General features: G+C 32.3%; 6 protein-coding genes. 5 read left to right on the top strand and 1 reads right to left on the bottom strand.

The features are described 5' to 3' along the window. Positions 1–46: 46 nt before the first annotated feature. The 5 genes from BMX60_RS11400 to BMX60_RS11380 all read left to right on the top strand — a co-directional run bounded on the left by BMX60_RS11400 (position 47) and on the right by BMX60_RS11380 (position 5,548). Complete coding sequence (locus BMX60_RS11400) at positions 47–292, top strand: hypothetical protein (protein WP_207648380.1); 246 nt, start codon at positions 47–49, stop codon at positions 290–292. 87 nt (positions 293–379) lie between these two features. Next, positions 380–1,228, top strand: coding sequence for a patatin-like phospholipase family protein (locus tag BMX60_RS11395; RefSeq protein ID WP_177159806.1), 849 nt, complete (start codon positions 380–382; stop codon positions 1,226–1,228). Between the two features lie 107 nt (positions 1,229–1,335). After that, positions 1,336–2,949 (top strand): DUF3794 and LysM peptidoglycan-binding domain-containing protein, encoded by a 1,614-nt coding sequence (locus tag BMX60_RS11390; protein ID WP_091351562.1) that lies wholly within the window; start codon positions 1,336–1,338, stop codon positions 2,947–2,949. Between the two features lie 65 nt (positions 2,950–3,014). Continuing rightward, positions 3,015–4,538, top strand: coding sequence for a DUF3794 and LysM peptidoglycan-binding domain-containing protein (locus BMX60_RS11385; RefSeq protein ID WP_091351561.1), 1,524 nt, complete (start codon positions 3,015–3,017; stop codon positions 4,536–4,538). A 197-nt stretch (positions 4,539–4,735) separates the two neighbouring features. Next, on the top strand, positions 4,736–5,548 hold the full coding sequence (locus tag BMX60_RS11380) for a peptidoglycan-binding protein (protein WP_143055940.1): 813 nt from the start codon (positions 4,736–4,738) through the stop codon (positions 5,546–5,548). A gap of 28 nt (positions 5,549–5,576) precedes the next feature. On the opposite strand, the gene BMX60_RS11375 is transcribed toward BMX60_RS11380, so the two are convergent. After that, positions 5,577–6,101: a L,D-transpeptidase family protein gene (locus BMX60_RS11375; RefSeq protein ID WP_091351559.1), complete on the bottom strand. Its 525-nt coding sequence runs from the start codon at positions 6,099–6,101 to the stop codon at positions 5,577–5,579. Positions 6,102–6,271: the final 170 nt, after the last annotated feature.

Here is a 6,271-nt window from a genome sequence, read left to right as displayed (position 1 = left end):
ACCAAGGGGGTAGTGTGTCTAAAATTAGAACAAAGGGGATGAACTGATGAGTAAGAAGAAAAAAGGTAACAAGAAAAAGAGTCCACAAAAAGTGAACTTAAAGAATTTTATAGAGTATGTTTGTTTGGGGTGCAAGATTGTAGAAAAAGTTCCCAAGGAAGTAGTGGAATACTTTGATATGATGGATGATGGAGATACATCAATACCACCTAGATTTAGCTGTGAGAGTTGTGGAGCAGAAATGTATCCCAAAGATTATATAGGAGTTCATGGAGAGCACTATAAAATATAAATGAATTTAAGTGCGCCGAATGGCGCTTTTTTTATTTGCACATTTTTAGAAAACTTGAGTATTATGTAAAAGAGGGGTGATATATATGTGGGGGTAAGTTTTAGTGGCGGAGGGCAAAGGGGAATTGCCCATATAGGAGTTTTGAAAGGGCTTCAAAGGGATAATATTCCAATTAGTGCTGTTAGTGGAAGTAGTGTAGGAGCTATTATGGCAGCAGCCCTTGCTAAAGGAAAATCCTATCGAGATTTAATAGATGTAGTAAATACTTTGGAACAAAAAGATGTTTTAGATGTAAGGATAAATATTTGGTCAATTATTAAAGGATATTTCTGTTTGTTATTAGGTAATTTTAGTCTAGAAAACACTAACTATTGGAGTTTATTAAAGGGTGAACGGATGACAAAAATTCTTAAACAAATTTTTGGTGAAGAAGATATTTCTACCATTAAAACTCCTTTAGCAATTACTGCTGTAGATATAAATACAGGTTTAGATACTATATTTACTAATGTGCCTCAGGCTTTTAGTGATTTTGAAGGATTAGTTATTTCAGAAATACCATTATATTTAGCTATACGGGCAAGTATTTCAATTCCTTTGGTTTATAGGGGAGTTAATTATAAAGAAGGATATTTTATTGATGGAGGTTTAACTAATAATGTACCAGTTTTTTTAGTTAAAAAATTAGGTTGTAAAAAAACGATCTCTGTTGAAGTTACAAAAAGACCTCCCTTTGATAATAGACCTCAGGGAATAATTGATTTAGGTAGTAGGGTAATAACTGTTGCTGTGGATAATAGTAAATATTTTGCTATTCCAGATATAGTAATTAAACCTAATATACCAACAGTGAATTTAGGAAACTTCGATAAAACAAAGGAATTAATAGATATAGGGTACAAAGCATATCTAGAAATCAGGGAAAATTTACTTTAAAAAATATTTACTTTTTTTAAAAAAACTAACACATATTAGACATTTATAGCATATTCATAGAATGAGAAGGAATATGTATAAGGTAAAAAGAGAGAGGAGGATAAAAGATGACTTATTATGATGGCAAAAAGCCTAAAGTTGAAGTAATAAAAGAACTATTAAAACTTGACTATGTTATCGGAGAAGATAAAAAACAGTTTTCCGTTGTTCGAGAGTTTAATTTACCAAGACGTGTTAAGAGATTTTTAACCCCAGAAGTAACAATACCGGCAGACCAAATTAAAACAAATGTCATTGAAGATAAAGTTATTGTTGAAGGGGTAATCGTCAAACAAGTTTATTATGTAGGAGAAGATGATATTGTTTATTCAGAAACATTACCACCTGAGAAGTTTACTCAATTTGTTCACATCAATGGAGCATATCCAGGAAACCACGCCCAAGTTAAAGTTAGAGTAGAAGATGTAAGGTTTGAAATCTTACCTACTAAAAAGCATCGAGAAGAAGATGAAATGGCTTTACAATCTGGTCACCATCCAGGACATAAAACTAAAGTTAAACAAACAGCGATCTTAGAAATATTTGTAAAAGTAACAGAAACTGTACAGGTTGAGGTAGTTACTGATATTATAGGACCCCATATTATAACCTATAAAGAACTTGTAAAAGTACAAAACGTTATAGGAGAAGGAACAGTTCAAACATCTGTAATTGCCGATGTAGAATTTCCTGATCCAGTGAAAAAAATAATGACTGTGGATAGTGCCTTTAAAGATGTAAATGCTAGGGTAATTGAGGATAAGGTGATTATTGAAGGAATTCTTCATAAGCAAATCTACTATGTGGAAGAAAGAAAAGGTATAGTTAAAGAAAAATCTGTAGATGAAAAATTTACCCAATTTATTGATATCCCTGGTGCACGGCCAGGAATGAATGTTCAGGTATATCCTAGAGTAGAATTTATCGATCATATTATTGATAATAATGACAGAAGTATTGCTAAACAAACAGCAGTTATAGAGTTGTTTGTAAAGGTAACAGAAACAGTTCAAATAGAGGTTGTAGTGGGAGCTACAGGAGTAGATGTATTTAAAGAATTATTCAAAGTAGAAAATGTTATAGGGGAAGGAACAGAACAACTCAATGTTACAGCAGAAGTAAAATTCCCTAAACCTGCAAAAAAAATCGCTAACATAGTAGCTGATGTGAATATTACTGAAGTTAAACCTATTGATAATAAAGTAATCATTAAAGGAGAACTAGAGAAACAAGTATTTTATGTCGATGAACAAACTAATGTGTTGAAAGAATTAACTTTACCAACAGAACCATTTACCCACTTCGTACACATCGAGGGCGTAAGGCCAGGTATGAACGTTGATGTTACCCCTAGAGTAGAGTATACAAAGATTGACCTTTCTGATAATGGTTTAACCGGAAGACAAACAGCGGTCCTTGAATTATTCGTCAAAGTTACAGAAACAGTACAAATTGAAGTGGTAACTGATGTCAATGTTCCAGACGATGATTTATGCCCACCTGATGCTACCTATATAATATACGTGGTGCAACCAGGGGATACCTTATTTAAAATAGCTAAACGTTTTGGTATAAGTTTAAATGATTTAATTAAAGCAAATAAAGATACAATTCCAGATCCTAATTTGATTTTTCCAGGACAAAAAATAATAATTCCATGTGTTCCAAAACCTAAAGGTTAAAACTTTAGAAGGTGTGTAAATTCACACCTTCTAAAATTATATAAAAATTATAAGAGGTGTGAGAAATGAATATACAAATCAGGAAAGTTCCGGTTAATTTTATAAACATTTTTGGTAAAAACAGCTCATCCTTCGTTATTAAACAAGAAACTAATTTAGAAGAGACCTTTACAAGGGAAGTAATCGAAGGAAAACTGGAAAATCTTAAGACTGAAATATACGAAGATTTAGTGGTATTGAGAGGGAAATATAGATGTACTAAAGGTTTATTTAGAAACTTAAAACCAGAAGAAATCTATGTACAAATACCTATAATAGGAGCTAAACCACATATGAAAGTTGCTGTCAGTACCCATATAAATTTTGAGGATCCAACTATTGAAGAAAGCTTACAAACCAGAAAGGTATATCAATTTGTAATTATCAATTTTGATGTAACAATATATGAAGAAATTGAAATTTCTATTGTATCAGATATAAAGTGTAATGATGTTTCCTATCAAAAAGAATTAATTACATTAGAAACACCCTTAATTAAAGGAGAAGGAGAATATGAAAAAGAACTAATATTACCTGAACAATATCAATACAAAGAACTTTTAACTGAAGAAACGGAATTAATTATAGGTAATTATAAAATTACTGAAGAAGGTCTAGATATCAATGGTAGAACCATAACCCGCTTACACTTTATAGATAATGAAGAAGAAATAGAAGAATATGTAGCGGAAGAAGACTTTAGTTATTCCCTACCTTTAAAGGGAATACCCCTTAACTGTAAAGTAATAGTTGATGGTAAAGTAAAACTTCACAAAGATAGTCTAATGAGAGATGGCATATTAAAACAAAGGTTTAACTTTACTGCAGATGCTTATTCAAATAATACTTTTCACTGTGTAACACATTTTAGTGGAAATAAGAATTGGGATGTAACGAAAAAGAAGGTAACAGTAGAAACAGTACTAGCTGAGGGAAGTAGTCAAACTATTTTAAATAGAAATATTACTATTGAAAAGGATGTTAAAAGTATAGGAAAGTCTAAGGCCAATGCTAAAATAACAGATATTAGGGTAATACCTAATAAAGTAATTGTAAGTGGTGTAATAGATAAAGAGATATTTTATACAGAAGAAGGTAGTAATATAGTTAGGGCTGAATTTGTCCAAGATACATTTAGCCATTTTGTTCACTTAGATGGGGTTTATCCAGGAGCCCATACTAGGGCTACAGTTAGGGTAGAATATATAAATCACAGTATATTAGAAAAAAGAGTTGTTAAAGGGAAAACCGTTACAGATATTAGGCAAACAGTTGTAATAGAAATAAAAGTATTTGCCAGGAAATATAAAGAAATAGATTTTGTAGCCGATTTAATTCCAGTATCTCCAATAACGTATCATCATTATCATCATCACTATATTCCATCTAAAGGTAAAGTTATACGTTATACAGTAGTAAGTGGTGATAGTTTATGGAAGATAGCAAGGAGATACAACACAACCATTGAAGCAATTCTAGCGATAAATCACATCCCTAATCCTGATAGAATAGATGTAGGTCAAGTAATTTTAGTCCCTGTGGGGTATTAGAAGGGCAACAAATTATCAGTAAATATTACCATTTACATCCCTCCTTACTTTTATGTAGAATTATGTTAACTACAATTTAAGGAGGGATTTCTATTAAAAAGTTAGTAAGTATTTTAGTAATTTGTCTTTTTTTGTTTTCTATACCCACCATATCATTAGCTTATTTGGATACTAATGAACTTTTAAGGTTTGGTAGTGTGGGTGAAGGAGTTCAACTACTTCAACGGGATTTAGCCCAATTAGGATTTAATCCAGGGCCGATAGATGGAATATTTGGAAATTTAACAAGAAATACAGTACTTAGGTTTCAACAACAAAATAACTTACTTGTGGATGGTATAGTAGGTAGACAGACAAAAAACGCTATAAGGAATTTATTAAAGATCAACTCTAATAATTCAGTAGTTTATACAGTTCAAAGGGGAGATACTTTATTTTTCTTAGCTCAACGCTTTAACACCACTGTAAGTGCTATTATGGAAGCTAACGGCTTATCCAACCATATAATCTACATTAATCAAAAATTACTTATTCCATCAATAAATGAAATATCGCAACAACAGCAACCATCACAGACGCAACAACCTCAGCAACAGCAACAGTCGTCAACACAACAACTAACTAGGCAACAGCAGATGGAACTTGAAATGTTAGAATTGGTTAATCAAGAAAGAATAAGACATGGTTTAAGGCCCTTAATAATGGATCAAAACATTGTTATGGTAGCCAGGCTAAAAAGCCAAGACATGATTGTGAATAGATATTTTGCCCATCATTCGCCGGTATATGGTAGTCCCTTTGATATGATGAGAAGTTTTGGTATAACCTTTAGGACAGCTGGTGAAAATCTAGCCGGTTCTCCCAGTGTAATTAGAGCCCATACCAATTTAATGAACTCACCAGGTCATAGGGCAAATATATTGAATCCCAACTTCACCCATATAGGTATAGGTATTGTTGAAGGGGGACCTTATGGAATTATGTTTACCCAAATGTTTGTAGGGCGATAAACAAAGACAGCCGAAAGGCTGTCTTTTGTTAAGGTATTACAAGGGTTTGCCCAGGAAATATTAAGTCTGAATTTAAGTTATTGGCTTTTTTAAGTTCTTGAACGGTGATACCATATCTTTGGGCTATTTTCCACAGACTATCACCAGGTTTTACAGTATAATATTTATTCGTCGAATGATAATAAATATTATCAAAGTAACTAACATTTTGGTCCTGATAAAATTCCTTAATAATTATTGGTGTTCCAATGGGTACATATGGATAAATAGCTTCAATATGATGGTTATACATTCGTACACAACCAGCTGATACAGCTTTGCCAATAGTAGAAGGATTATTTGTTCCATGAATTCCATGTTTTTCTCTAGTGAACCCTAACCACCTGGTTCCTAATCCTCCGCCGGGGTTAACAGTTTTTTCAATAACAGTAAACTCTCCTAAAGGTGTAGGAGTTTCTGGCTTTCCAATTGAAATAGGATATATACCTTGTAAAACATTATTTATATAAAAGTATAGCTTTCTATCATTTAAACTAATTATAATTTTAGACATAAGAACCCGTTACAGAAAGCTTATAAAACTCTACAAGGTTTTTATCAAACCTTATAAAAGTTTATGTTTCCTTCCTTGTTCATCGTGTCCAGTTTCGAAAAATCTACTCCTGTTTGGTTTAACACTCCGAAGGCTTAAATTCCCGACTAACGAATCGGTACATATCAATA

Origin of the sequence: Anaerobranca gottschalkii DSM 13577 (assembly GCF_900111575.1) — a bacterium.
Classification (GTDB): domain Bacteria; phylum Bacillota; class Proteinivoracia; order Proteinivoracales; family Proteinivoracaceae; genus Anaerobranca; species Anaerobranca gottschalkii.
This window is presented reverse-complemented; position numbering and strand designations above follow the sequence as displayed.